This is a genomic window from Nitrospinota bacterium (assembly GCA_016217735.1).
Taxonomy (GTDB): domain Bacteria; phylum Nitrospinota_A; class UBA7883; order JACRGQ01; family JACRGQ01; genus JACRGQ01.
On the sequence record JACRGQ010000068.1, the window covers coordinates 1 to 21,588 of the forward strand.

The 21,588-nt window shown below is 61.3% G+C and carries 20 protein-coding genes; 13 read left to right on the top strand and 7 right to left on the bottom strand.

Annotation, left to right across the window (positions count from 1 at the left end):
- Positions 1 to 250: 250 nt before the first annotated feature.
- From rpsF to alr, 7 genes are all read left to right on the top strand, one after another.
- Positions 251 to 607: a 30S ribosomal protein S6 gene (gene rpsF, locus HZA03_11510; GenBank protein ID MBI5638583.1), complete on the top strand. Its 357-nt coding sequence runs from the start codon at positions 251 to 253 to the stop codon at positions 605 to 607.
- Between the two features lie 20 nt (positions 608 to 627).
- Positions 628 to 1,053, top strand: a complete 426-nt coding sequence (ssb, locus tag HZA03_11515; GenBank protein MBI5638584.1) for a single-stranded DNA-binding protein — start codon at positions 628 to 630, stop codon at positions 1,051 to 1,053.
- A gap of 38 nt (positions 1,054 to 1,091) precedes the next feature.
- Positions 1,092 to 1,343 carry a 30S ribosomal protein S18 gene (locus tag HZA03_11520; protein MBI5638585.1) on the top strand — a complete coding sequence of 84 codons (252 nt, stop codon included), beginning with the start codon at positions 1,092 to 1,094 and terminating at the stop codon, positions 1,341 to 1,343.
- A 70-nt stretch (positions 1,344 to 1,413) separates the two neighbouring features.
- A complete protein-coding gene (locus HZA03_11525) occupies positions 1,414 to 2,382 on the top strand; it encodes a DUF2232 domain-containing protein (GenBank protein MBI5638586.1) in 969 nt (322 codons plus the stop codon).
- The gene (locus HZA03_11530; protein ID MBI5638587.1) at positions 2,366 to 2,863 is read left to right on the top strand and encodes a 50S ribosomal protein L9; all 498 of its coding nucleotides are present in this window, start codon (positions 2,366 to 2,368) and stop codon (positions 2,861 to 2,863) included. Before HZA03_11525 ends, HZA03_11530 begins: the two co-directional genes overlap by 17 nt.
- 36 nt (positions 2,864 to 2,899) lie before the next feature.
- Positions 2,900 to 4,264 (top strand): replicative DNA helicase, encoded by a 1,365-nt coding sequence (dnaB, locus tag HZA03_11535; GenBank protein MBI5638588.1) that lies wholly within the window; start codon positions 2,900 to 2,902, stop codon positions 4,262 to 4,264.
- Positions 4,265 to 4,459: 195 nt separating this feature from the next.
- Complete coding sequence (gene alr, locus HZA03_11540; protein ID MBI5638589.1) at positions 4,460 to 5,557, top strand: alanine racemase; 1,098 nt, start codon at positions 4,460 to 4,462, stop codon at positions 5,555 to 5,557.
- 127 nt (positions 5,558 to 5,684) lie between these two features.
- On the opposite strand, the gene HZA03_11545 is transcribed toward alr, so the two are convergent.
- The gene (locus HZA03_11545) at positions 5,685 to 7,259 is read right to left on the bottom strand and encodes an NAD(P)/FAD-dependent oxidoreductase (GenBank protein ID MBI5638590.1); all 1,575 of its coding nucleotides are present in this window, start codon (positions 7,257 to 7,259) and stop codon (positions 5,685 to 5,687) included.
- 96 nt (positions 7,260 to 7,355) lie between these two features.
- On the opposite strand from HZA03_11545, the gene ubiE reads away from it, so the two are divergent.
- The 3 genes from ubiE to glnD are packed head-to-tail and all read left to right on the top strand — an operon-like array spanning position 7,356 to position 11,715.
- Positions 7,356 to 8,054 carry a bifunctional demethylmenaquinone methyltransferase/2-methoxy-6-polyprenyl-1,4-benzoquinol methylase UbiE gene (gene ubiE / locus HZA03_11550; GenBank protein MBI5638591.1) on the top strand — a complete coding sequence of 233 codons (699 nt, stop codon included), beginning with the start codon at positions 7,356 to 7,358 and terminating at the stop codon, positions 8,052 to 8,054.
- Between the two features lie 32 nt (positions 8,055 to 8,086).
- Positions 8,087 to 9,151 carry a trypsin-like peptidase domain-containing protein gene (locus tag HZA03_11555; protein ID MBI5638592.1) on the top strand — a complete coding sequence of 355 codons (1,065 nt, stop codon included), beginning with the start codon at positions 8,087 to 8,089 and terminating at the stop codon, positions 9,149 to 9,151.
- On the top strand, positions 9,148 to 11,715 hold the full coding sequence (gene glnD / locus HZA03_11560) for a [protein-PII] uridylyltransferase (protein ID MBI5638593.1): 2,568 nt from the start codon (positions 9,148 to 9,150) through the stop codon (positions 11,713 to 11,715). Before HZA03_11555 ends, glnD begins: the two co-directional genes overlap by 4 nt.
- A 115-nt stretch (positions 11,716 to 11,830) precedes the next feature.
- Here the strand turns inward: glnD and HZA03_11565 are convergent, their stop codons facing one another.
- The 5 genes from HZA03_11565 to HZA03_11585 all read right to left on the bottom strand — a co-directional run bounded on the left by HZA03_11565 (position 11,831) and on the right by HZA03_11585 (position 19,768).
- Complete coding sequence (locus HZA03_11565; GenBank protein MBI5638594.1) at positions 11,831 to 13,828, bottom strand: hypothetical protein; 1,998 nt, start codon at positions 13,826 to 13,828, stop codon at positions 11,831 to 11,833.
- A 3-nt stretch (positions 13,829 to 13,831) separates the two neighbouring features.
- Positions 13,832 to 14,551 (bottom strand): NAD-dependent deacylase, encoded by a 720-nt coding sequence (locus HZA03_11570; GenBank protein MBI5638595.1) that lies wholly within the window; start codon positions 14,549 to 14,551, stop codon positions 13,832 to 13,834.
- Complete coding sequence (locus HZA03_11575) at positions 14,538 to 16,262, bottom strand: PAS domain S-box protein (protein ID MBI5638596.1); 1,725 nt, start codon at positions 16,260 to 16,262, stop codon at positions 14,538 to 14,540. Before HZA03_11575 ends, HZA03_11570 begins: the two co-directional genes overlap by 14 nt.
- 63 nt (positions 16,263 to 16,325) lie before the next feature.
- Complete coding sequence (locus HZA03_11580; protein ID MBI5638597.1) at positions 16,326 to 18,794, bottom strand: leucine--tRNA ligase; 2,469 nt, start codon at positions 18,792 to 18,794, stop codon at positions 16,326 to 16,328.
- Positions 18,795 to 18,976: 182 nt separating this feature from the next.
- Positions 18,977 to 19,768 carry a septal ring lytic transglycosylase RlpA family protein gene (locus HZA03_11585; GenBank protein MBI5638598.1) on the bottom strand — a complete coding sequence of 264 codons (792 nt, stop codon included), beginning with the start codon at positions 19,766 to 19,768 and terminating at the stop codon, positions 18,977 to 18,979.
- A 175-nt stretch (positions 19,769 to 19,943) separates the two neighbouring features.
- On the opposite strand from HZA03_11585, the gene HZA03_11590 reads away from it, so the two are divergent.
- The 3 genes from HZA03_11590 to HZA03_11600 all read left to right on the top strand — a co-directional run bounded on the left by HZA03_11590 (position 19,944) and on the right by HZA03_11600 (position 20,771).
- Positions 19,944 to 20,153, top strand: coding sequence for a DUF4911 domain-containing protein (locus HZA03_11590; GenBank protein ID MBI5638599.1), 210 nt, complete (start codon positions 19,944 to 19,946; stop codon positions 20,151 to 20,153).
- 118 nt (positions 20,154 to 20,271) lie between these two features.
- Positions 20,272 to 20,496 carry an antitoxin, RHH family protein gene (locus HZA03_11595; protein MBI5638600.1) on the top strand — a complete coding sequence of 75 codons (225 nt, stop codon included), beginning with the start codon at positions 20,272 to 20,274 and terminating at the stop codon, positions 20,494 to 20,496.
- A 2-nt stretch (positions 20,497 to 20,498) separates the two neighbouring features.
- The gene (locus HZA03_11600; protein MBI5638601.1) at positions 20,499 to 20,771 is read left to right on the top strand and encodes a type II toxin-antitoxin system RelE/ParE family toxin; all 273 of its coding nucleotides are present in this window, start codon (positions 20,499 to 20,501) and stop codon (positions 20,769 to 20,771) included.
- A gap of 65 nt (positions 20,772 to 20,836) precedes the next feature.
- Here the strand turns inward: HZA03_11600 and HZA03_11605 are convergent, their stop codons facing one another.
- Positions 20,837 to 21,421 (bottom strand): hypothetical protein, encoded by a 585-nt coding sequence (locus tag HZA03_11605; GenBank protein ID MBI5638602.1) that lies wholly within the window; start codon positions 21,419 to 21,421, stop codon positions 20,837 to 20,839.
- Positions 21,422 to 21,588 lie beyond the last annotated feature (167 nt).

Below are 21,588 nucleotides of genomic sequence, written 5' to 3' on the forward strand. Positions count from 1 at the left end.
GAAACAGGTTCAATTGGTCAATGCTCTGTAACTCGTTCAGGCTCATGATGGTATTCATCCCCCTATCATGAACAGCTTTCAGACTCATTTCATGTTGGAATCACGTCCCCCCTTCAGACTCATTCCATATTGGAAAAGGCTAACGATTGCAATTTTTCGCCGCCGGTGCTATAGTCACCCCCTTGCGGAACTTGTAACCCTTGCTCCCGTCCGTTGTGGCGGGGGCTATAATAACCACAAGGAGGAACTTTTGCCGAAGTACGAAGCCGTCTATGTTCTCGAACCGGAAAAAACCGACGAAGCGGTCGCCCAATACACCCAGGAGGTGAAAACTTTCCTGGAGAAGGAAGGGGCCGTCGTCGACCACATCGAACAGTGGGGAAAAAAGAAGCTGGCCTACACCGTGGGCAAGCACCGCTACGGCCATTACACCCTTCTGCACATCACCGGTCCCGGCGAGATCGTGGCGAAGCTGGAACGCGCCTTCAAGATCAACGAATCGGTCATCAAATACATCACGCTGTGTCACCATGAAAAAACGATGCTGCGCCCCACCGTGGAAGCCCCGATGGGATTCAGCCGTGAGGGTGGCGGCGGACGCTTCTAAACCGGGCGGGGGGATAAACAATGGCCAGTTTAAACAGGGTATTCATGATGGGTAATATCACCCGCGACCCGGAGCTGCGCTATACGCCCGGCGGCCAGGCCGTCACCACGCTCGGCCTCGCCGTGAATAGCAAATGGGGCAGCGGCGACGATAAAAAGGAAGAAACCCTTTTCATCGACATCAACGTGTGGGGCAAGACCGCCGAAAACTGCGTGACCTACCTGAAAAAGGGGGCGCCGGTGTTCGTCGAAGGACGGCTCCGCTCCCGCTCGTGGGACGACAAGGAAACCGGCCAGAAACGCTCCAAAATGGAAATTACCGCCACCACCGTGCAATTCCTCCCGAAGGGCGGGGGGGCCGGCGGCCCGGCGGGCGGAACGCGCCCATCCCCGGAACATGACGTGGGGGAAATGCCCGCGCCCGCGGACGACGACGTGCCGTTCTAAACAAAAACCGACTTTTACATTAAAGGACAACCAACCGCATGAGACCGAGAAACACGAAACGGAGAAAGAAAAAGCTTTACCCGCAGCGCAAAGTCTGCCGATTCTGCGCCGACAAGGTGACCTTCATCGACTACAAGGACATCAAAACGCTGAAGGCGCTCACCACCGAACGCGGCAAGATCATACCGAGCCGCGTTTCGGGCAACTGCGCCAGACACCAGCGCTCGGTGACCGAGGCGATCAAGCGCGCCCGGAACATCGCCCTGCTGCCGTTCACGATGTCGCTGTAACGGAGATACGGAGATAACGATGGTTGCCACCAGTTCACCGGCCGCTTCCGGGGGGGTTCCGTCTCCGGGCATGACCGCCCGCGGCGGCATCGTGGGCTGGGTGGCGGCGCCCGTTTTAAGCGCGCTGCTGTTTCTATCCATCCTGTATGTGCCGGTGCTGGGAAGCCTGCTCAACCCCTTCGCCCCCCTGCCGATCATCTATTACGCCTTCACCCACGGAACGCCGGCGGGCGCCGCGGCGGTACTCGCCTCGGCCGGCGTGATCGGGCTGCTGATGGGACCCAAGGCGGGCGCCGTGTACTTCCTCAGCTACGGACTGGCGGGACTGATGATGGCGACCATGATACGCAACGGCAAAACATTCACCGCGACGGTGCTCACCACCGCCGCGGCCTCCATGGCGGCAACGGCGCTGCTGGCGTTGGCCGGACAGGGAGACTTGGCCGGACTCTATGCCGCGGCGTTCTCCGCCGTGAAGGGAATGATGGCCGAAACCATCGCCGTGTACGAAAAGGCGGGAATGCCGGACGACCAGATAGCCCTGCTGAAGGAAAACAGCGACGCCATCGCCCTCTGGGTGGTGCGGGCGCTCCCCGGCGCGATGACGGTGCTCTACCTGTCGGCGATGTTCATGAATTACGCGGCCTACGCGGCCCTCCGGAGCCGCTGGAGCTGGCTCCCGGCCGCGAGTCCGCTGGAGCTCAACCGCTGGTCGCCACCGGAAAAGACGGTGTTTTTTTTCATTATCGGCGGCGGGCTGATGCTGGTGCCGGACGATGCGGCCCACGCCGTGGGGATGAACCTGCTGATCGTAACCGTCGCCCTCTATTTCATGGGGGGGCTTTGCGTTCTCCGGCACTGGTTCGAGCGTGGCCGGCTCCCCCGCTTTCTGCGGTGGACCATTTATATTTTAATAAGTTTTCAGCCGTTCATGATCGCGGGAACGGCTGGCCTCGGTCTGTTCGACCTGTGGCTCGATTTCAGAAAAATACGCCCTGCGAAAGGCGAAAAGGAGGATACCAATGGAAGTGATACTTAAAGAAGACGTGGAGAAATTGGGCAAGGCTGGAACCAAGGTCAAGGTGAAGGGCGGCTACGGCCGGAACTTTCTCCTGCCGCAGGGCCTCGCCATCGAGGCGACCAAGGGCAACCTGAAGGTGATCGAACAGCACATGGTGCAGCGCGCCAAGCGGCTGGCGGCCCTGAAGGCCGACGCCACGCAGATGGCCGAAGAGCTGTCGAAAGTGCGCCTCGTGTTCATCCGCAAGTCGGGCGAGGAAGGGAAACTCTTCGGCTCGGTCACCGTGACCGATATCGCCAAGGAACTGATCGGCAACCGCCATTTCCACCTCGACAAGCACAAGATTCACATCGATATGCCGCTGAAGACCGTGGGCGAACACAAGGTGGAGATAAAAGTCCACCCCGAAGTGACCGCCACCGTCACCGTGGAAATACAGGCCGAAGCCGAAGAAAAAGCACTGACCGAAGAAGCACCGGCGGAAGGCGCGGCGGAGTAACCCCGCGCCATGCCGAGCGACCTCTCGCCGCGCCCGATGCCCATGCCCGGGCCGGGGAGAGTGCCGCCGCATAATATCGAGGCCGAGCAGTCGGTTCTCGGCGGCATCCTGTTCGACAACCAGGCGATGCCCCGCGCCGTCGAATTCGTGCAGAACGGCGAGGATTTTTACAAGCCGGCCCACCGGCTGATCTACGCCGCGTTCATCGATCTCTTCAACGCGAACGAGCCGATAGACCTGATGACCGTCAGCGAAAAGCTGCGCAGGAAAAAACAGCTCGACGATACGGGCGGCCTCGACTACCTGGCCCGCCTGATGGAGCTGATCCCCACCGCCGCCAACGTCGGCGTCCACGCCCGCATCGTAAAGGAAAAGGCGCTGCTGCGCGGCCTCATCACCACCGCCGCCGAAGTGGTCACCCTCGGCTACGAGGACTGCGAGGAGGTGGATATGGTGATCGACCGCGCCGAATCGATGATCTTCGAGATCGCCGAAAAGCGCGTCAACAAAGGCTTCCGCGACATCAAAACGGTGGTGAACGAATCTATCCAGAACGTCGAAAAACTGTTCGACCGCAAGGAACTGATCACCGGCATCCCGACCAGCTTCAAGAAATTCGATGAAAAGACCGCCGGCCTGCAAGGGGGCGACCTCATCGTCATGGCCGGCCGCCCCTCGATGGGCAAAACCGCCATCTGCATCAACATGGCGGAATACATGGCCATCGAGCAGGAAAAAAGCGTCGCCTTCTTCTCGCTGGAAATGAGCGCCATGCAACTGGTGCTGCGCATGATCTCATCGTTAAGCTCCATCAGCATGCACAAAATACGCACCGGCTTCCTCTCGCAAAACGATTGGCCCAAGATCACCACCGCGGCCAACCACCTCTACACCTCGAAAATCCACATCGACGACTCCCCGGCCCAGACCGTGCTCGACATCCGCTCGAAAGCGCGCCGCCTGAAGGCCGACAAGGGGCTGGACATCATCTTCATCGACTACTTGCAGCTCATGAGCGGCCGCCTCAAATCCGAAAACCGCGTGCAGGAAATCGCCGAGATCACCCGCGGCCTCAAGGGGCTGGCGCGCGAACTGGATGTCCCGGTCGTCGCCATCTCGCAGCTTTCGCGCAAAGTGGAAGAGCGCCCCAACAAGCGGCCGCAACTGGCCGACCTGCGCGAATCCGGCACCATCGAGCAGGACGCCGACCTCGTCTGCTTCGTCTACCGCGAAGAGTACTACTCCCCCGAAAAGGTGGAGGCGCAGGGGCGGGCGCTGGTCATCATCGCAAAGCAGCGTAACGGCCCCATCGGCGACGTGCACCTGGCGTTCAACAAGGAATGCACCCGCTTCGACAACCCGGCATTCGACGAGCCGGATTTCGAAGCCTCGCAGGAATAATCCCCGATTCCGAAGTTTCCTCCCCTCATTTGAGGGGAGGATTAAGGTGGGGTTAAAGTAATAGCCGTTCTCCTTATAAAACAGGATTGGTGCAAGCTATCCCAACCCCTCCTGCGCCTCCCCTTGAAAAGGGGAGGTGTTTTTTCTTGCCGAATCACTCCATATTTCACGCGCAATCAGTATAAAATAGCGGCCATGCTCAACGTGCGCATCGACCTGGCGGCCTTCCGGCACAACCTCGAAGCCGTCAAATCGCTCGCCCCCAACGCGGCCATCCTCCCCGTCATCAAGGCGGACGGCTACGGCCACGGCATGATCCCGCTGGCGCGCGAAGCGCTCAAGTGCGGCGCGCCGATGCTCGGCGTCGGCGCGCTGGAAGAGGGCCGCGCGCTGCGCCGCGAAAAAATCGCGTCTCCGGCGCTGCTGCTGGACGGCATTTTTCCGGAAGATGCCGCCGAAGCGGTGAAGTACCGCCTCACGCCGGTGGTCTTTTCGCTGGGGGTTGCCAAAGAGCTTAACCGTATCGGCAAGAAGGAAGGCAAAAAAATCGCCGTCCACCTCAAATTCGACACCGGCATGAGCCGCCTCGGTTTCACCCTGCACGATGCCACCGAGGCCGTGACGCAGATCGCCAAAATGAAAAACATCCACGTCGAAGGAGTAATGACCCACCTCGCGTCGGCCGGCGACGTCCAATCGCCGCAGACCGACCACCAGATCCGCCGTTTCGAGGGGGTTTTGGAAATGGTGAAAAAATCGGGGTTGAAGCCGCTCTACATCCACGCCGCCAACAGCGCGGCCATCCTCAACCACAAATACGCGCATTACAACATGGTCCGCCCCGGCATCGCCCTCTACGGCGCGCCGCCTTCCGAAACAAAGGGGGTTGAGTTCAAGCCGGTTATGACCGTCGCCAGCCGCCTCATCAGCGTGAAAGAAATTTCGCAGGGGGAAGGGGTCGGCTACAACGCCACCTACGTCACCCCGCGCAGGAAAAAAATCGGCGTCGTTCTGGGGGGATATGCCGACGGCGTCAACCGCCTCCTTTCCAACCGCGGCGTCTTCCTCGTTCACGGCAAGCCGGTTCCCATCGTCGGCAACGTCTGCATGGACATGGTGATGGTGGACTTGAGCCGCGTCCCCTCCGCCGCGCCGGGGGACGAAGTGATCGTCTTGGACGGCGGCGTTCCCGAAACATCGGCTGAGCACTGGGCCGAACTTGCCGGCACCATCCCCTACGAAATATTCTGCCGCCTCGGCGTCGGCCCCCGCGCGCAGCGCATTTATAAATGATTTCTTTTCCGAAATAAGATGAACCACGAATGACACGAAGGACACGAATGGGGAGATCGGGAAACAGTAAAGCAAATTTATTTTTGGTTATTCGTGCTCTTCGTGCCATTCGTGGTTAATAACGTTTTTATTGGGATAGCGGCGAGGCGGCGCGCATGATCTTTCCCATCACCTTCATCATGCCGGTTGCCCCTTCGGTGGCGGCCATCGCCATAATGCCCCCCATCATCGCCCCCACGATGCCGGGGCTCATGACGTCCGCGCCGGCCAAATAGAGGTTTTTCACCGGCGTGCCGGGGCGTGACCAAGGTTGCAGCGGCCTGTGCGGCACGCATGGAATGCCGTAAAACGCCCCCGCCGGATTCCCCTGGAAATATTCCATCGTGAGCGGCGTCGAAACGTCGTAATGCGCCACCAGTTCCTTGAAGCCGGGAAAACGGGCCTCGGCCTTCGCCAGCAGCTTTTGGGCAAGCGCCTCCTTGAAGGCGTAGTATTCCCTGTCCCGCTTCCGCCAGCCGCGGCCCGCCCACCGCTTCCACTCATCGTAATTCGCCATCGTCACCACCTCGCCGGTATGCGCCACGGCCTTCGGATCCTTGAGCGAGGGGAAGGAAAGGAAATACATCATCGGCCCGTCTTCCGCGCCGGTGGCGGAAAACATCTCCTCGTGATCGTATGATTCAAATACCCAGGTGTTGCCGCCGTCGAAGCCGAGCCGCGCGGGGGAATCCTTGAGGCAAAGATACAAGACGAACGCGCTGGAGCCGGCGGGAAAGGCCGCCAATTCCCGCCGGAAGGGTACCGGCACTTCGGGCGGGAGGAGCGAACAGTAGGTGTTCACCGCCCCCGCATCCGATATTACCAGCGGCGCGTGGAACGATTCCTCCGCGCCATCGACGATTGCCGCGACGCCGGTGGCGGCGCCGCCTTCCACGATAATCCGCGTCACATTCACCCCGGTGCGGACACGCCCCCCCGCGCGCTCGATCTCCGGGATAATCCCGGCGGCGATTCTTCCCGCCCCTCCTTCCGGATACCACGCGCCTTTAAGATAGTGGGTAACGACCATGCCATGCATGCCGAACGAGCTTTGCGAAGGGGGAAGGCCGTAATCGGGCCATTGCGAAGCGAGCAACGCTTTCAGCCGCGCGTCCCTGAAATGCCGGTCAAGGTATTCTTTCGTGGTCAACCGCGCAAGGCCGCCGAGCAGGGCATATGCGCCGCGCGCGGCAAGCTTCAACGGCCGCGGAAAACCGTCCGCAACCGGCCGGAAACCGTACCAGAGACCCGCATTTTTGGCGTCGCGGAAATAGCGGCGCAGGGCATCCCCCTCGGCGGGAAACCGCGCCGCGAGGTCATCCAGATATTGCCGCGGATCGGCCCGCGCCGTAAAGGTGAAATCGGGGTAGATGAACCTCTCCAGCGTCTCCGGCATCCGGTTCCATGCAACCCGGCCGCCGGTGAGGAAATCCATCACCTTCCGCGCCGTCTCCCCGGGGGCCATCTGCCCCACATAGTGCAGGCCGACGTCGAAATGCCAACGTCCGCGGCGCGCAAATGCGTGCGTCTGCCCCCCCGGCTGGAAATGCCGCTCCAGCACCAACACCCGGCGCTTGCTCAGCTTCGCCAGCGCCGCCGCGGCGGCAAGCCCGCCGATGCCGGAGCCGACGACGATGGCGTCGTACGAATTGTCCCGTCCCATGAAAACTCCTTCCTGTGATTTATTATATTCCCGCCGCCGGGATTTTCTTAAAAAATCCAATCCCCTTTGCCGCCGCAAATATGCCATCATTACGGGATGGTTGAAAAAGACGCCGCGAAAATAGAGCGGATGTTCAGCGACATCGCCCCGCGCTACGACCTGCTGAACCGGCTGCTCAGCATGGGGATCGATCAACGCTGGCGCACCGCCGCCATAAAAAAACTCGCCCCGCGCGCGGGGGGCGTATACCTCGACGTGGCGACCGGCACCGGCGACGTGGCGCTGGAAATCTTCCGCCAAAATCCGAAGGCAAACGTGGTCGGCGTCGATTTCGCCCACCAAATGCTGGTTATGGGGCTGCCCAAAGTCAAAGGCACAACGATCCGGCTGGGGCGGGGCGACGCGCTGAACCTCTCCTTCCGCAACGCCACATTCGACGGCGCAACCTGCGCCTACGGCATCCGCAATTTCGCCAACCTCTCCACGGGGCTGCGCGAGATCAACCGGGTGCTCAAGCCGGGCGCGTCCATCGCCATTTTGGAATTCACCACCCCGCCCAACCCGCTGGCGCGGGGACTGTACCTTTTTTATTTCACCCGGCTGCTCCCGTTTATCGGCCGGCTTGTCTCCGGCCATCCGGAAGCGTACACATACCTGCCGCTATCGGTGATGGACTTCCCCGGCGGCGCGCACCTTAAGGAGATTTTTGAAAAATGCGGCTTTGTGGATGTAACGGTCGCGCCGCTGACATTCGGCATCAGCGGCCTCATAACCGCCCGGAAACCGGAACGCTGAAAACGGGGGTTGTCCTTCTGCTGACGGCGGCCATGATGGCGGCCTGCGGCCGGACGCCTCCCCCCCCCGCTCCCACCGCGAATGCCGCCGCGCCGCCGGCGATGGCGGCTGTGGCGCGGCGGGCGCTGCCGGCGGTGGTGAACATTTACGCCCTCAAGGCGGAACCCCGCCCCACGTTCTCCGCATTGCTCAGCGGCAACCTCGGCTTTTACGGCGCGCTCTCCGCCTACATCCACAGCCGCCTTGAGCCGCGGTATGAAGGGAGCGGCTCCGGCAGCGGCTTCATCATCAACAAGCGCGGATACATCCTCACCAACCACCACGTCATCGCCGGGGCCGACCGGATCATCGTCCGGGTGGCCCACCGGGGCGAGATCGAACAGGACGCGCGGATACTGGGGAGCGATCCGGCGAGCGACGTGGCGATGCTGAAAATACGGGCCGACTACCGCCATCACGTCCTGCCGCTGGGGAACTCCGAAACGCTGCAACCGGGAGAATGGGTTGCCGCCGTCGGCAACCCCTACGGCGTGGGCAAAACCTTCACGGCGGGGGTTGTGAGCGCCGTCAAGCGCGAAGACCTCGGCATCATCGAAATGGAGGACTTCATCCAGACCGACGCCGCCATCAGCCCCGGCAACAGCGGCGGCCCGCTGATCAACATCAACGGGGAAGCGGTCGGCATCAACACCGCCATCCAGAGCGACGCCGCCGGCATCGGCTTCGCCGTGCCGGTCAACATCGCCATCGATATCATGGCGCCGCTGGCGGCCGGCGAGCGTATCCGCCGCGGAACGCTGGGGATAACGGCGCAAGACCTCACGCCCGAGGCGGCCCGGCACCTCCGCATCGAGGGGGGCGAAGGCGCGCTGGTGACGGGGGTCTACCGCGGCGGCCCGGCCCAAACCGCCGGCATCCAGCCAAACGACGTAATCACCGGCTTCAACGGGGAAAAAATCACCCATTACGCGCAATTGAAAAAAGCGGTATTATCGCTGCCGGCGGGAGTGCGGGTCACCGTTACCCTCGTCCGCGAAACGAAACCGCTGACCGTCAAAGCGACGCTGGCGGAAGTGAAAATGAGAAAAAAGCGATGACGACGCGCGCCGCATTCAGCGAAAAAATAAAAGACGCGCGCGCCGCGCTGGAGGCGCGCCATAACGCCGGCGGCGGCGGATTCGACATCTGCCGCGCCTGGGCCGGCTCGGCCGACGGCATCATCAAAGAGCTCTTCGCCGAACTTGCCCCCGAAAGCTCCGCCCTTCCCTTCGCGCTCGCGGCGTTGGGCGGCTACGGACGGGAGGAACTCAACCCCTGGTCGGACATTGACCTCCTCTTCCTGTACGACAAGGAAATCGGCAACGCCGAAGGAGCGCTGCCCGGCAAGGTCATCCCGATGATGTGGGATCTCGGCTTCAAGGTGGGGCACTCCACCCGCACCATCGCCGATTGCCTCCGCATCGCGCAGACCGACCTCATCAGCAAAACCGGCATGATCGAGTCCCGCTTCCTGCTCGGCGACCGGGAGGTCTTCGGCCGCTTTGAATACCAGTTCGCCAAAAACGCGATGGGCAACCAGGTGGACCGCTTCGTCCGCGACAAGTGGGTGGAAAGCGAACTGCGCCACGGCAAATGGCATAATACGCCCCTGCTCACCGAGCCGGACGTGAAGGAATCACCCGGCGCGCTGCGCGACTACCACACGGCCCTCTGGGTGGCCGCCGCCCGCTACGGCGTGCGCGGCATCGCGGAGATCGCCGGCCGCGGCCTGATGGATCCCGCCGAGCAAAAAGCCGTCACCGAGGCGGTGGACTTCATCCTCCGCCTGCGCAACGACATCCATTTTCTGACCGGGAGGCCGCACAACCTGCTCGATTACGTCCTGCAGCCGCGCGTGGCGAAACGGCTTGGCTTCACCGGCGGGGGGGACGCCCCCGTCATCCGCATGATGCACGATTACTACCGCGCCGCCGACACGGTGCTGCGCTTCGGCCAGAGCGTGCGGGCGCAGGCGATGCGCTACCGCACCAAAACCCAGATGTTCTTCCTGAAGCTCCGCCACAAAATGCTCGCCCCCAACATCTTCGCGGGTGAAGACGAAATATTCGTGAAAGACCTCACGGCGGCGGACCTGGCCGCCAAACCGGAAACGCTCTTCACCCTGCTGCGCCTGATGGTGGAAAAAGAGCTGAGGCCCTCCCCCGGCCTGCGCCGGATGCTCGACGAAATCGGCCGGCTCTGGAAGCGGGAGAGTCCCGGCCCGGTGGCGCTGGGTACCGGCCTGCGCGGCATTCTGGAAATGCCGGACCCGGTCAAGGCGCTGGAGCTGATGCGCGACTGCAAGCTGCTCACCGCGATCATCCCGGAATTCCACTCCATCCGCTACCTCACCCCGTTCGATCTCTACCACCGCTTCACGGTGGACGGCCACTCGTTCCGCGCCATTCTCGAATTCGACAACCTCAAGCGGAACGAACGCCCCGAGTGCGACCTGCTGCGCGCCCTGTACATCGCCGAGCCGCGCAAGGATTTGGTGCGGCTGGCCCTGCTGCTGCACGACCTGGGCAAGGGAACGGGCGGCCATCACGAAGAGCGGATCGATCCCGCCATCCTCCTGCGCATCGGCTACACCGGAGACGAGGCCGCCACGGTGGAACGGCTGGTGCGGCAGCATTTGTTGATGAACAGCGTGGCGCAGAAACGCGACATCCACGAGCCGCACACCGTCATCGAATTCGCCGAACAGGTGGAAAACGACGAAACGCTCAAGCGCCTCTACATGCTCACCTACGCCGACACCTGCGCCGTCGGCCCCGGCATATGGAACTCGTGGAAGGGGGCGCTGCTGAAAGAGCTTTTCACGCTGGGGGCCACCTACTTCGAGGGGAAAGACCCGATGCAGTGGCTGGCGCCGGGACGTTTCCTGCCGCCGGAAAAAATGACGCCGGAGGTCATCCGCTTCGTCAAAGGGATGCCGGACAAATACTTCTTCATGCGCTCGCCGGAGGATGTGGAGCGCGACGCCGCCCTCTTCACGGCCTTTATGCGGGGAGACGGCGCGCCGGTGATACAGCACCGCTTCGTCTCCGCCACCGATCCGGGGGAAATCACGCTGGTATCGAAAAACAAGCTGGGGCTGCTCTACAACGCGCTCGGCACCCTTGCCTCGAAAAACATCGACATCCTCCAAGCGGTCATCCTCACGCACGCCGAGGGGGTGGCGTTCGACTTCTTCCGCGTACACGGTCCCAGCGGACAGCCGATAGGCGACGACGCTTTTTGGGGGCGCGTGGAGGGGGAAATGCGCCGCGTGCTGGCGGGAGAAAAAACGGTGGACGAAATACTGAAAGGGCGCACCCGCATTCTCGGCGGGCAAAACGCCGTGACGGTCGACCCGCATGTGCGCGTGCTCAACGACGTGTCGTTCTCCCACACGGTGGTGGAAACCGTGTCGCGCGACCGCATAGGGCTGCTGTTCGATTCGGCCCGCGCCATCAGCAACGCGGGGCTGGATATCGTCTCGGCCACCATCGCCGTCGAGGGGCACAAGGCGCTCAACACCTTCTACCTCTCGGAAGCGGACGGCAAAAAGGTGACCAACCCCGAACGGATGGAAGAGATAAAAGAAGCGCTGAAAGCCGCCCTCATCCCACCCGCCTGATTTTTCCCGCATCCTCAAGTAGGTGCGACTTCAGTCGCACACAAAAATATTTTCAAAGGTTCCCCCTCGCGGGCCAACGACACGCAAGAATGCGTATCCCACCGGGGAAAGGGATTTACAGCAGGAATTTCCAGACGAGGAGGAGGATGAGGAGCGCCACCACGATATTCAGGATGTAGAAATGCACGCCGCCTTGCAACCGCCGCCGCACGCGGGCCAGCAGGCGGTTGAGGCCGAAAAAAAGCGGCGCGTAACCCCGCTCCGTGGCCGGGTCTGAAATTTGCACCGTCATTTCACCGGCGGCGGGGAAATAAGAGCTGTCGGCCTTGACGGTTTTTTCCGCCATCCCCATCTTGTCGAAAAACTCCGCCAGCGGCGCGGCGAACGACCACGCCGAATACTGCATCCGCGGCCCCGGCGCGGCATAGCCGCAATCCCAGGTAACCGTCCGCGCCACCTTCCGCCCCGCCAGCAGCCGGTAACGGAGATACGCCGCCGCGCCCAGCAACAACGCGAGAATCATCAATACCTGAACCACGCCGAGCAGCGGTTGCAGCGCATCCAGCAGGCCGCCCTCCAGCGCGGCGCGCGGCACGCCGCCCAGTCCGGCGGCAACTTCCACCAACGGCGCTTTCAGCAGCAGCACAATCCACGGGGAATAAAACGCCGCGATCACCATGACCGCCGCGAGGATCGTCCCCGGCAGGCGAAGCGCAAGCCCCGGCTCTTCCACCTTTGCGTCAAGCTGTTCGCGGGAAGAGCCGAGAAACGCCACCCCGAACATCTTGGCGAACGCGGCGGCCGCAAGCCCGCCGATCAGCGCGAATGCGGCGGCCGCGCCGACGGCGGGCAGGATCAGTCCCGTGCCGCCGGCGGCCAGCCCCTTGAAGGCGGCGAGGAACACCGTGAACTCGCTGATGAAGCCGGAGAGCGGCGGCAAACCGCAGATGGCGGCGGCCCCGATGAGGGTCAGGCTGCCGGTCCACGGAAGTTTTTTATACAGCCCCCCCAGCCGGTGCAGGGCGGCGGTGCCGCACGCCAGCCGCACGGAACCAACCTGCATGAAGAGCAGGCTTTTGAACATGGCGTGGTTCAGCACATGGAACAGCGCCCCGGCGGCGCCCAGCGCGGCCATGGCGGGATACCGCGTAGCCGCGCCCAGCAGCGCGAAACCAACGCCCATCGTGATGATGCCGATGTTCTCCACGCTGGAGTACGCCAGCAGTTTCCGCATATCGCTTTGCGCCAGCGCGAAAAGCGCCCCCGCAACTCCCGATACCGCGCCAATGGCCACCAGCGTCCACCCCATCCAGGGGGCTGGCGCGCCGAGCATCGGGATGAAACGGAGAATGCCGTAAATGCCGAGTTTCCCCATCGCCCCGGCCATCAATGCGGCGGCGAACGGCGGGGCGGCCGGGTAGGCGCGCGGCATCCAGATGTGCAGCCCCGCGAAACCGGCCTTTGTCCCGAAGCCGATGACAAAGAGCGCGAAGAGTATCCCCATCTCCAGCGGCGTGGCGGCCCGCATCGCCCCGAAATCGGCGGTTCCCCGCCCTTGCGCGAGATACAGTATCGCGCCGAAAAGCAGCGCCGCGCCGGTGTGCATCGCCAGCAGATAAAGGCGCGCGGCCCCCTTCTGCTCCGCATCCCGCTCCCCCATCATCACAAGGAAGAATGATGCAACCGACATCAGCTCCCACGCAAAGAGGAAAAAAACGCCGTTGCGCGCCAGCGGGACAAGCGCCATGCCCGCCGCCATAAGGTTGTAGAAAAACCAAGCGGGCGCGGGGTGAACGACGGAACCGCGCCGCTCCAGCCAGCCGAAGCCGTACACCGCCGCCAAGGCGGAGACCCCGAAGACCGGCAGGAGGAAGAACAGCGTCAGCGCGTCGGCCCCCATGTTCAGCGAGCCGTAAGGAATGTTCCAGCCGATGGCAACGCTCCGCTCGGCCGGCTTGAGCAACATATAACAGGTTGCGGTAAAACCGAGCAGCCCCGCCGCCACGGCACCGGCGGCGCTGGCGCGGTTCGCCAGCGCCGGCGTTTTGTACAGCGCCAGCGCCGCCGCGCCCGACGCAAGGTAAAGACCGATTACGGCCAGCAGTATCGTCACCGGTTACTCCAAAAGCCTCGGCAACAGTTCCCCCGACCGGCCGGAAAGATGGACGTCCACCATCCCGCTGGCGGGAGTTTCTTCAATGTTTATTTCAATCACAAACGCCCCGGCCTCCTTCGCCAGCCCCGCCAGCCCCGCCGCCGGATACACCACCGACGAGGTGCCGGCCACGATCATCACGTCGGCGGCGCGGCAGGCATCCATCGCCTGTTGCAGCACGTCCGGATCCAGCGCTTCGCCGAACCAGACGATATGCGGACGGAGCAGCGCCCCGCAGGAACAGCGCGGCGGCAACGGCGCAAGCGGCACATCGCGGTTTTCGCGCACCGTCCCCTCCTCCACGCAGCGGGTGAACCAGATGTTGCCATGCAGTTCCGCCAGCTTCGAGCTTCCGGCGGCGCGGTGCAGGCCATCCACATTCTGCGTCACCAGGAAAAAATCGCCGAACCTCTTTTCCATCGCGGCCAGCGCGTGGTGGCCGGGATTCGGCGCCAGCGGGGCGATCTTTTGCCGCCGCCAATCGTACCACTCCCACACGAGGCGCGGGTCGCGCTCGAACGCTTCGGGGGTGGCCAGTTCCTCGGCGCGGAAATTTTTCCAAAGCCCCCCTTCGCCGCGAAAGGTGGGAACGCCGCTCTCGGCCGAAACCCCCGCGCCGGTGAGCGCCACCACGCTTTTCGCGGCGGCCAACGCCCCGCGGGCGTGGCTAATCCCCGGCATTCCCCTTCCCCTTCAGCGGCAGGGTGAAGTGGAACACGGCCCCCTTGCCTAGCTCGCCGCCCACGCCGATATCGCCGCCATGCCCATTGACGATCATCTTGCAGATGGCCAGCCCGAGGCCGGTTCCTTTCGCCTTCGCCGCCTCGTCCCCCACCTGCACGAACTTGGTGAACAGTTTTTTCTGGTCCTCCCCGCTGATGCCGGGGCCGCTGTCCTCCACTTCGAAGCGGTACGAACCGTTCGTCACGCTTTCGCGCAGAATGACCGTCCCCCCCACCGGCGAGAATTTGATGGCGTTGCTGATAAGGTTATTGAACACCTGGAATATCTTGGAGCGGTCGAGCGCCAGTTCGGGGCTTGGCGTGAGCGGAACGTGCTCCAGCACGATCTCCTTGTTGTGCGCGTTGAAGGACATGGCGGAGATGGAGTCCAGCAGGATATCGCCTACGGTGGTGGCGGCGAGATTCACCTCCATGCTGGCGGCGTTCGTCTTCGCCAGCGCCAGGATGTCGTCCACCAGCGTCAACAGGTGTCCGGCGGAATTCACCATGATCTCCAATCCCCTGCGCTGCATTTCGGTCACCACCGTTTTTTCCGCCATCATTTTGCCGAAGCCGATGATGGCGGTCAGCGGCGAGCGAAGGTCATGCGATGCAATGGAGAGAAAATCGTCCTTCATCGCCAGCAGTTCCTCCAGCCGCCGGTTCGTTTCCTCAAGGCGGGTGATCGTCAGCGATTTTTCCAGCGCCACCGCCAGGTTTTCCTGGACGGCGGCCAGCGATTTCATGCAGGTATCGTAGTGCCGCCCCATGTATTCGGGGGTATACACGCCCGGCGTACGGGACGAGAAAAAGAGGATGGCGGTCGGCTTCCCCTCCACATACAGCGGCACGGTGAGGCTGGAGCGTATCCCTTCCTTCAGCAGCGTGGCGTTGTAGTGGCTGTCACGCTTCTTGTCGACAACGTACTCCTTGAGGTCGTAAATGATGCGGTACTTTCCCCCCGCCATTACCGAGTGCGCATCGCGCCAGGACGCCGCCGGGTTCAACAGGGCCGGCAGATTGGTGGAGGCGAGATGTATCCGGTAGCCTTTGGGGAGCAGAATGGGATTATCCGACCTTACTTTGGCAACGGCGATAAACTCCAGCTTTTCGTCCAGCAGCGAAAGGCCGATCCTGTCGTAGGGGATGATCCGCTTGAGCTGGTCGAAAATGATTTCGAACATCTCATCCAGCGTGGAGCCGGAGTGAATTGCGGAATTGATCTCCATGATGGTGCGGTTGACGGCGAGGATTTCGGTCAGCTCGCTGTTGCGCTTGAGCAGCTCGTTGCGCGTTTTGGCGCGTTTCGTCATATCGTGGATGGTCAACAGGGCGCCGCTGAAGCAGCACTCGTTCGCCGCCCGCTGGAGCGATACCGCGAACACCGGGCCGTCCGGCGCGGGGCTGGCCGTTTCAAATCTCTGCACCACTTCCCCCGCCATCACCGCGGCGAGGAAATCCGGCAAGCGCGCCATCTTTTCGCCGTAGCGCGGGGCCATCAGCGCGAAGTCCAGCGGTTTGCCGATTGCGGCATCACGGTCGATCCCCATGCCTTTGGCGGCGGCGGCGTTCATCATCGCCACGTTACCGGCCTCGTCCAGCAGGGCGATCTGGTCGGGCAGCATATCGAAATAGCTTTGCAGTTGGTTTTTCTGTTCCAGGGAATTCATCCGGCTATTTTGGCAGGAATGGGGCTGTTTTGGTAGGTGCGATTTTAATCGCGCCCCCGCCGGTCAGTGGACGACGTTGATGAGCCGGCCCGGAACCACGATGATCTTCTTCACCGCGTCGGATCCGATGGCCTGGCGCACTTTTTCGTCCGCGAGCGCCAGCTTTTTCAGCTCTTCCTCGGCGGTATCCGGCGCCACTTCCAGCTTTGTCCGCACCTTGCCGCGCACCTGCACCACGATGGTCATGGTGGCGGAGGCGGTGAGCGCATCGTCGTATTTCGGCCACGCGGCGGTGGTGAGGTATTCGGCGTGACCGAATTCCCCATACAGTTCCTGCGTGAGGTGCGGCATAAACGGGTGCAGCAGCTTGAGGTAATCGATAAGCGTGCCGCGCAACTCGGCGCGGTCGACGCCGGTCTCCGGCGCATAGTCGGAGAGAAAGTTCAGAAGTTCCATGCCGGCGGCGATGGCTGTGTTGAACTGCTCGCGGTCGCGGATGTCGTGGGTAAACCGTTTGATGGTAACGTGCCGCATCCGGCGGAGTTCCCTCCCCGTTTCCGAAAGCTCCACTCCGGCTTTCTGTTCCGCTTTCAGTTCCGGCAGCCACTTGTGGAAAAGCCGGTAGACGCGCTGCACGAAGCGGTACGAGCCTTCGATGCCGCTGTCGTCCCACTCCAGATCGCGCTCCGGCGGCGCGGCGAAGAGAATGAAGATGCGGGTGGCGTCCGCCCCGTAGCGCGACAAAATGGCGTCCGGATCGACCACGTTCCCCTTGCTCTTGCTCATCTTCGCGCCGTCTTTAATAACCATCCCCTGCGAGAGGAGATTCTTGAACGGCTCCGGCGCGGCGGTGAAACCGATGTCGCGCGCGAATTTATTGAAGAACCGCGCATAGAGCAGGTGCAGGATGGCGTGCTCGATGCCGCCGATATATTTGTCCACTGGCAGCCAGTAGTCGATGTCTTTTTTCTCCCCCGCCGATGCCGCCGCCGCGGGCGAGGCGTAGCGGAAGAAATACCACGACGAACACATGAAGGTGTCCATCGTATCGGTCTCGCGCCGGGCCGCGCCGCCGCACCGCGGGCAGGCGGTGTTTGTGAATGATTCAAGCTGGCCCAGCGGCGAGCGCCCTCCTTCCAGCAGGTCGGCGTCCGTCGGCAGCAACACGGGCAACTGTTCTTCGGGAACCGCCACCGGGCCGCACGTCGGGCAGTGGACAACCGGAATCGGCGTTCCCCAGTAGCGCTGGCGGCTGATGCCCCAATCGCGCAGGCGGTAGCTGATGGCGGCATCCCCCGCCGCGTTTTCTTTCAGCCACGCGTTTATCTTCGTGATGGCGGCGCGGTTCTCCATGCCGGTGAACTGGCCGCTGGCGTGCATCACGCCGTCGCCGGAGTACGCTTCATCCGGCGGCGCGGCGGCATCTTCCCCTTCGCGCAGGATCACTTTGCGGATGGGGAGGTTGTATTTTTCCGCAAAGGCGAAATCGCGCGTATCGTGCGCCGGCACGCTCATGATAGCGCCGGTGCCGTAATCTATCAGTATGAAGTTGGCGGCCCATATCGGCAGCTTTTCGCCGTTCACGGGATTGACGGCGTAGCGCCCGGTGAAGACCCCCATTTTTTCCGCGTCGTCGCTGGTGCGCGAAATCTTGTCCATCCGCGCCACCTGCTCGACGAAGATGTTGACGGCTTCTTTCTGCGCGGTTCCGGCGGCCAGCTTTTTGACCAACTGATGTTCCGGCGCGAGACAGAGAAACGTCGCGCCAAACAGCGTATCGGGCCGCGTGGTGAATACCTCGATGCCCCCCTCCGCGCCATCAATCTTAAACGTGACACGCGCCCCCTCGCTGCGCCCTATCCAGTTGCGCTGCATGGTGAGCACGCGGTCGGGCCAGTGTCCTTCCAGCAGCTTCAGGTCTTTCAGCAGCTCGTCGGCGTAATCGGTGATTTTGAGGAACCACCCCTGCATCTCTTTTTGCACCACCGGCGAATCGCAGCGCCAGCAGGTATCATCTATCACCTGTTCATTCGCCAGCACGGTGTGGCAGCTTTCGCACCAGTTGACGAACGTCTCCTTGCGATAGGCCAGTCCCTTTTTCATGAACTGGATGAAGAACCACTGCGTCCAGCGGTAGTAATCCGGCAGGCAGGTGGTTACTTCGCGGTCCCAGTCGTAGCCGGTTCCCATCGCGCGTATCTGCTGACGCATGTTGGCGATGTTCGAAAGCGTCCACTTGTGGGGATGCGTCTTTTTTTCGATGGCGGCGTTCTCGGCGGGAAGGCCGAAGGCGTCCCACCCCATCGGGTGCAGCACGTTGTAGCCGTTCATCCGGAAATAGCGCGAGAGCATATCGCCGATGGTGTACACGCGGACGTGCCCCATATGTATCCGCCCGGAGGGATACGGGAACATTTCCAGGCAATAGTATTTGGGCCTGGAGGTGTCGGTGGAAACCTTGTCCGCTCCCGTGGCGGCCCAATGCGCCTGCCACTTGGCCTCTATCCCTTTAAAATCGTACCGCTGGTTCATAGGGGATAAAGATTACCACAGCGGCGGGCCGTTGCGGAACCGCTCTTCTTGATTTGGTGGCGTCCTCTTATTTAGGTGGCACGGACACTCTTGTCCGTGTTGCGCCCTTGAGGGCGCAAGTTCCAGTTTGCTGTCATGGCCGCTATGCGGCCATCGCGGACAGGAGTGTCCGCGCCACCGGATCAATCGCGCATCATCTTGCCGGAGTAGCTCCGGTGTTTTTTCGGCTCGGCGGGGGCATCGGCGGCGGGAGCGTTCTCGGCGGCGCGCCTTTTCTTTCCCAATGGCAAAAAGCCGCGGCCGGGGTCGTTCCCGTCTTCGCCCGCCGGGGTTTTCGCGTCGGTGGGATCGCGGTAGGATTCGCTGGCGGCGGGTACCTCATCCTTCTTTACCGCGTATTTCACGGTCAATTTCACCCGCGCCGTGCCGGTGCCGACCATCCCTATCTCCGTGGCGGCACGATTGCTCAGGTCGATGATGCGCTCCTTGGCATACGGGCCGCGGTCGTTGACGCGCACCACCACCGAGCGTCCGTTATCGAGGTTTTCCACCAGCACCAGCGTGTTGAACGGCAGCGTCCGGTGCGCGGCGGTCACCGCGTCCTGATTGTAGGTCTCGCCGTTGGCGGTCGGCTTTTCGTGGAAATCGGGCCCGTACCACGAAGCGGTGCCTTTCTCCTCATACCCCTCGGCGTCGGCCAGCGGGTAGTACGTCACACCGTCTATCTTATAGGGGGTGCTATCTTTCCACTTCCATTGATCGGGGGGGATGTCGTGCCGCGCGCTGTAATAGGACGCCACATCGGCCTTTTCGCGCGGAGCGGGGCCTTTGTAGCTTTGCTTGCGGATGCCCGCCACCGGCGCGCATGACCCGGCGAACAGCGCCACCGCCAGCAGCGGCGGCAGAAGCTTCCGTAGGGTGGCACGCCCGGTTCCGCTTTTGAACGCGGTAGGTACACAATTAATTGTGTACATCGGCCCGTAGGGCCGACCTTGGTGGCACGGACACTCTTGTCCGTGTTGTGTCCCAAAGGGACTCAAGCTCCTTAACAGTTGTTGCATCATTATCCGCGCTAGTTTAACCTTTATCACACCTATGGGCAAACAACTGGCTCCGCCGCGCATCTCCGTAGAAGCCCGGCGCGTCATCATGCTCTGCCCCCCCTCCGCCATCGCCGACGTGCACGCCATCGTGGAATCGTGCGAATACCTCGCGGTTGTCCGCACGCTGGAGCCGGAAGCGGCGGTTATAGAGCTGATCGCCACGCCGGACACCATCGACGACACCTTGGATATCGCCCGCCTGATAGAACGCCGCCTAGGGGCCGAAATCCTCCACCCCCGCCCCATCTCACAATAGATTCTGGTAGGTACCCATTTTAATGGGTACATTGGCCCGTAGGGCCAAGCAGACCGGCCCCCCGCGCCATTTGATGCGGTGTGCCACTTGTGTTACACTCATTCCAATAGGAGGATATATGCCGACATCAAATCCGCGCATCAATGTGGCGCTGGAAAAACCGCTTTTTAACAACATCGAACGCCTTGCCAAACGGGATGGGGTATCCCTCTCGCTGAAGGTGCGCGATCTGGTGCGCGAGGCCATTGAGATGGATGAAGACCGCGCGCTGACGAAGGTGGCGGAACGCCGCGAAAAGGGTTTTGCCAGATCAAAAGCCCTTAAGCACAACGAAGTCTGGTAGGCATGGCCTTTCAGGTTCTTTACCATCCCGAAGTGCGGACCGATATCGCCAAGATCAATGAAAAGCTTAAAATCCGCATCAGGAAAGCGATAGAAACCCGCCTCGCGGTGGCCCCGCAGCAATACGGCGAACCGCTAAGAAAAACCCTAAAGGGGTATTGGAAAATGCGGGTCGGCGATTACCGCATCGTCTTCAAAATAACGGGAAACGAAATTCTGGTTCTTGCCATCCTGCACCGCAAAACAGTCTACGAATCCATCCCCAAACGCCTCTAGCCTGCCCTACCGTAACTCACATTTGCTTGGCATGAGTCAGACTTCGGCGGGATTGAAATTAACGGCTATTCTTTTGGGCCTTCTACTATCTGTCCAGTTTTATCGGCTTGATTCGCTGGATTTATAAGAGAAATTGGCAATGGCTTATTGCCCACTAAAACCTGGGCCCATCCGTGCCTGATCACATTTTCTTCTGTCTCTATCCAATTATGCACTTGAGGCTGATATACGACTCTCTTTATATGAACCTTATCAATATCGTATCCTAAAGATATTGCCATCTCGAAGAGCAATTCAACACGTAAATCCATCGATTTTTCGTTACACGCTTCAAGTCTACGTGGGTAATCTTTATCAGCCACATCTTTTGGATAACTTTCGAAATTATCAAACAATGCCTTCCAAAGGTCTCTAATTTTTTTATCTTTGTAAAACTCGATGTCAATCCGATTTAATGCTTCAACATGAAGAGGAGAAAGAATCGTAGCTCTTGTTGCCATCAAAGTGGTGAATAATTGGATTTTACGGCGCTTCTCTTCCCTTGCCCGCTCAAGCCACCCTTGCACTTGCACAGCGGCTACAGGGCCAACGACAATCGCAATTATCATTATAACGTTCGTAATTATTGTAATAATTTCCGTGTTCGTCATTTTAGCAAGACCTCCATTCTAGGCGGTAATATATCATACCAAAGAGACTAAAAATGGTCATCCTGAGCGCAGCGAAGGATCTCTTTCGGGAAAGGGATTCTTCAGTCGCTGGCGCTCCTTCAGAATGACAACGACAATTTGCTTCGCCAAAAATAACCGCAAGGCTC

Coding starts and splice junctions, on each gene's coding strand:
- HZA03_11600 (MBI5638601.1), top strand. CDS start 20,499: ATGGCCTTTCAGGTTCTTTACCATCCCGAAGTGCGGACCGATATCGCC.
- HZA03_11605 (MBI5638602.1), bottom strand. CDS start 21,421: ATGACGAACACGGAAATTATTACAATAATTACGAACGTTATAATGATA.
- HZA03_11590 (MBI5638599.1), top strand. CDS start 19,944: ATGCTCTGCCCCCCCTCCGCCATCGCCGACGTGCACGCCATCGTGGAA.
- HZA03_11575 (MBI5638596.1), bottom strand. CDS start 16,262: ATGAATTCCCTGGAACAGAAAAACCAACTGCAAAGCTATTTCGATATG.
- HZA03_11520 (MBI5638585.1), top strand. CDS start 1,092: ATGAGACCGAGAAACACGAAACGGAGAAAGAAAAAGCTTTACCCGCAG.
- HZA03_11580 (MBI5638597.1), bottom strand. CDS start 18,794: ATGAACCAGCGGTACGATTTTAAAGGGATAGAGGCCAAGTGGCAGGCG.
- alr (MBI5638589.1), top strand. CDS start 4,460: ATGCTCAACGTGCGCATCGACCTGGCGGCCTTCCGGCACAACCTCGAA.
- dnaB (MBI5638588.1), top strand. CDS start 2,900: ATGCCCATGCCCGGGCCGGGGAGAGTGCCGCCGCATAATATCGAGGCC.
- HZA03_11555 (MBI5638592.1), top strand. CDS start 8,087: ATGATGGCGGCCTGCGGCCGGACGCCTCCCCCCCCCGCTCCCACCGCG.
- HZA03_11545 (MBI5638590.1), bottom strand. CDS start 7,259: ATGGGACGGGACAATTCGTACGACGCCATCGTCGTCGGCTCCGGCATC.
- HZA03_11595 (MBI5638600.1), top strand. CDS start 20,272: ATGCCGACATCAAATCCGCGCATCAATGTGGCGCTGGAAAAACCGCTT.
- HZA03_11530 (MBI5638587.1), top strand. CDS start 2,366: ATGGAAGTGATACTTAAAGAAGACGTGGAGAAATTGGGCAAGGCTGGA.
- ssb (MBI5638584.1), top strand. CDS start 628: ATGGCCAGTTTAAACAGGGTATTCATGATGGGTAATATCACCCGCGAC.
- ubiE (MBI5638591.1), top strand. CDS start 7,356: ATGGTTGAAAAAGACGCCGCGAAAATAGAGCGGATGTTCAGCGACATC.
- glnD (MBI5638593.1), top strand. CDS start 9,148: ATGACGACGCGCGCCGCATTCAGCGAAAAAATAAAAGACGCGCGCGCC.
- HZA03_11570 (MBI5638595.1), bottom strand. CDS start 14,551: ATGCCGGGGATTAGCCACGCCCGCGGGGCGTTGGCCGCCGCGAAAAGC.
- HZA03_11525 (MBI5638586.1), top strand. CDS start 1,414: ATGACCGCCCGCGGCGGCATCGTGGGCTGGGTGGCGGCGCCCGTTTTA.
- HZA03_11585 (MBI5638598.1), bottom strand. CDS start 19,768: ATGTACACAATTAATTGTGTACCTACCGCGTTCAAAAGCGGAACCGGG.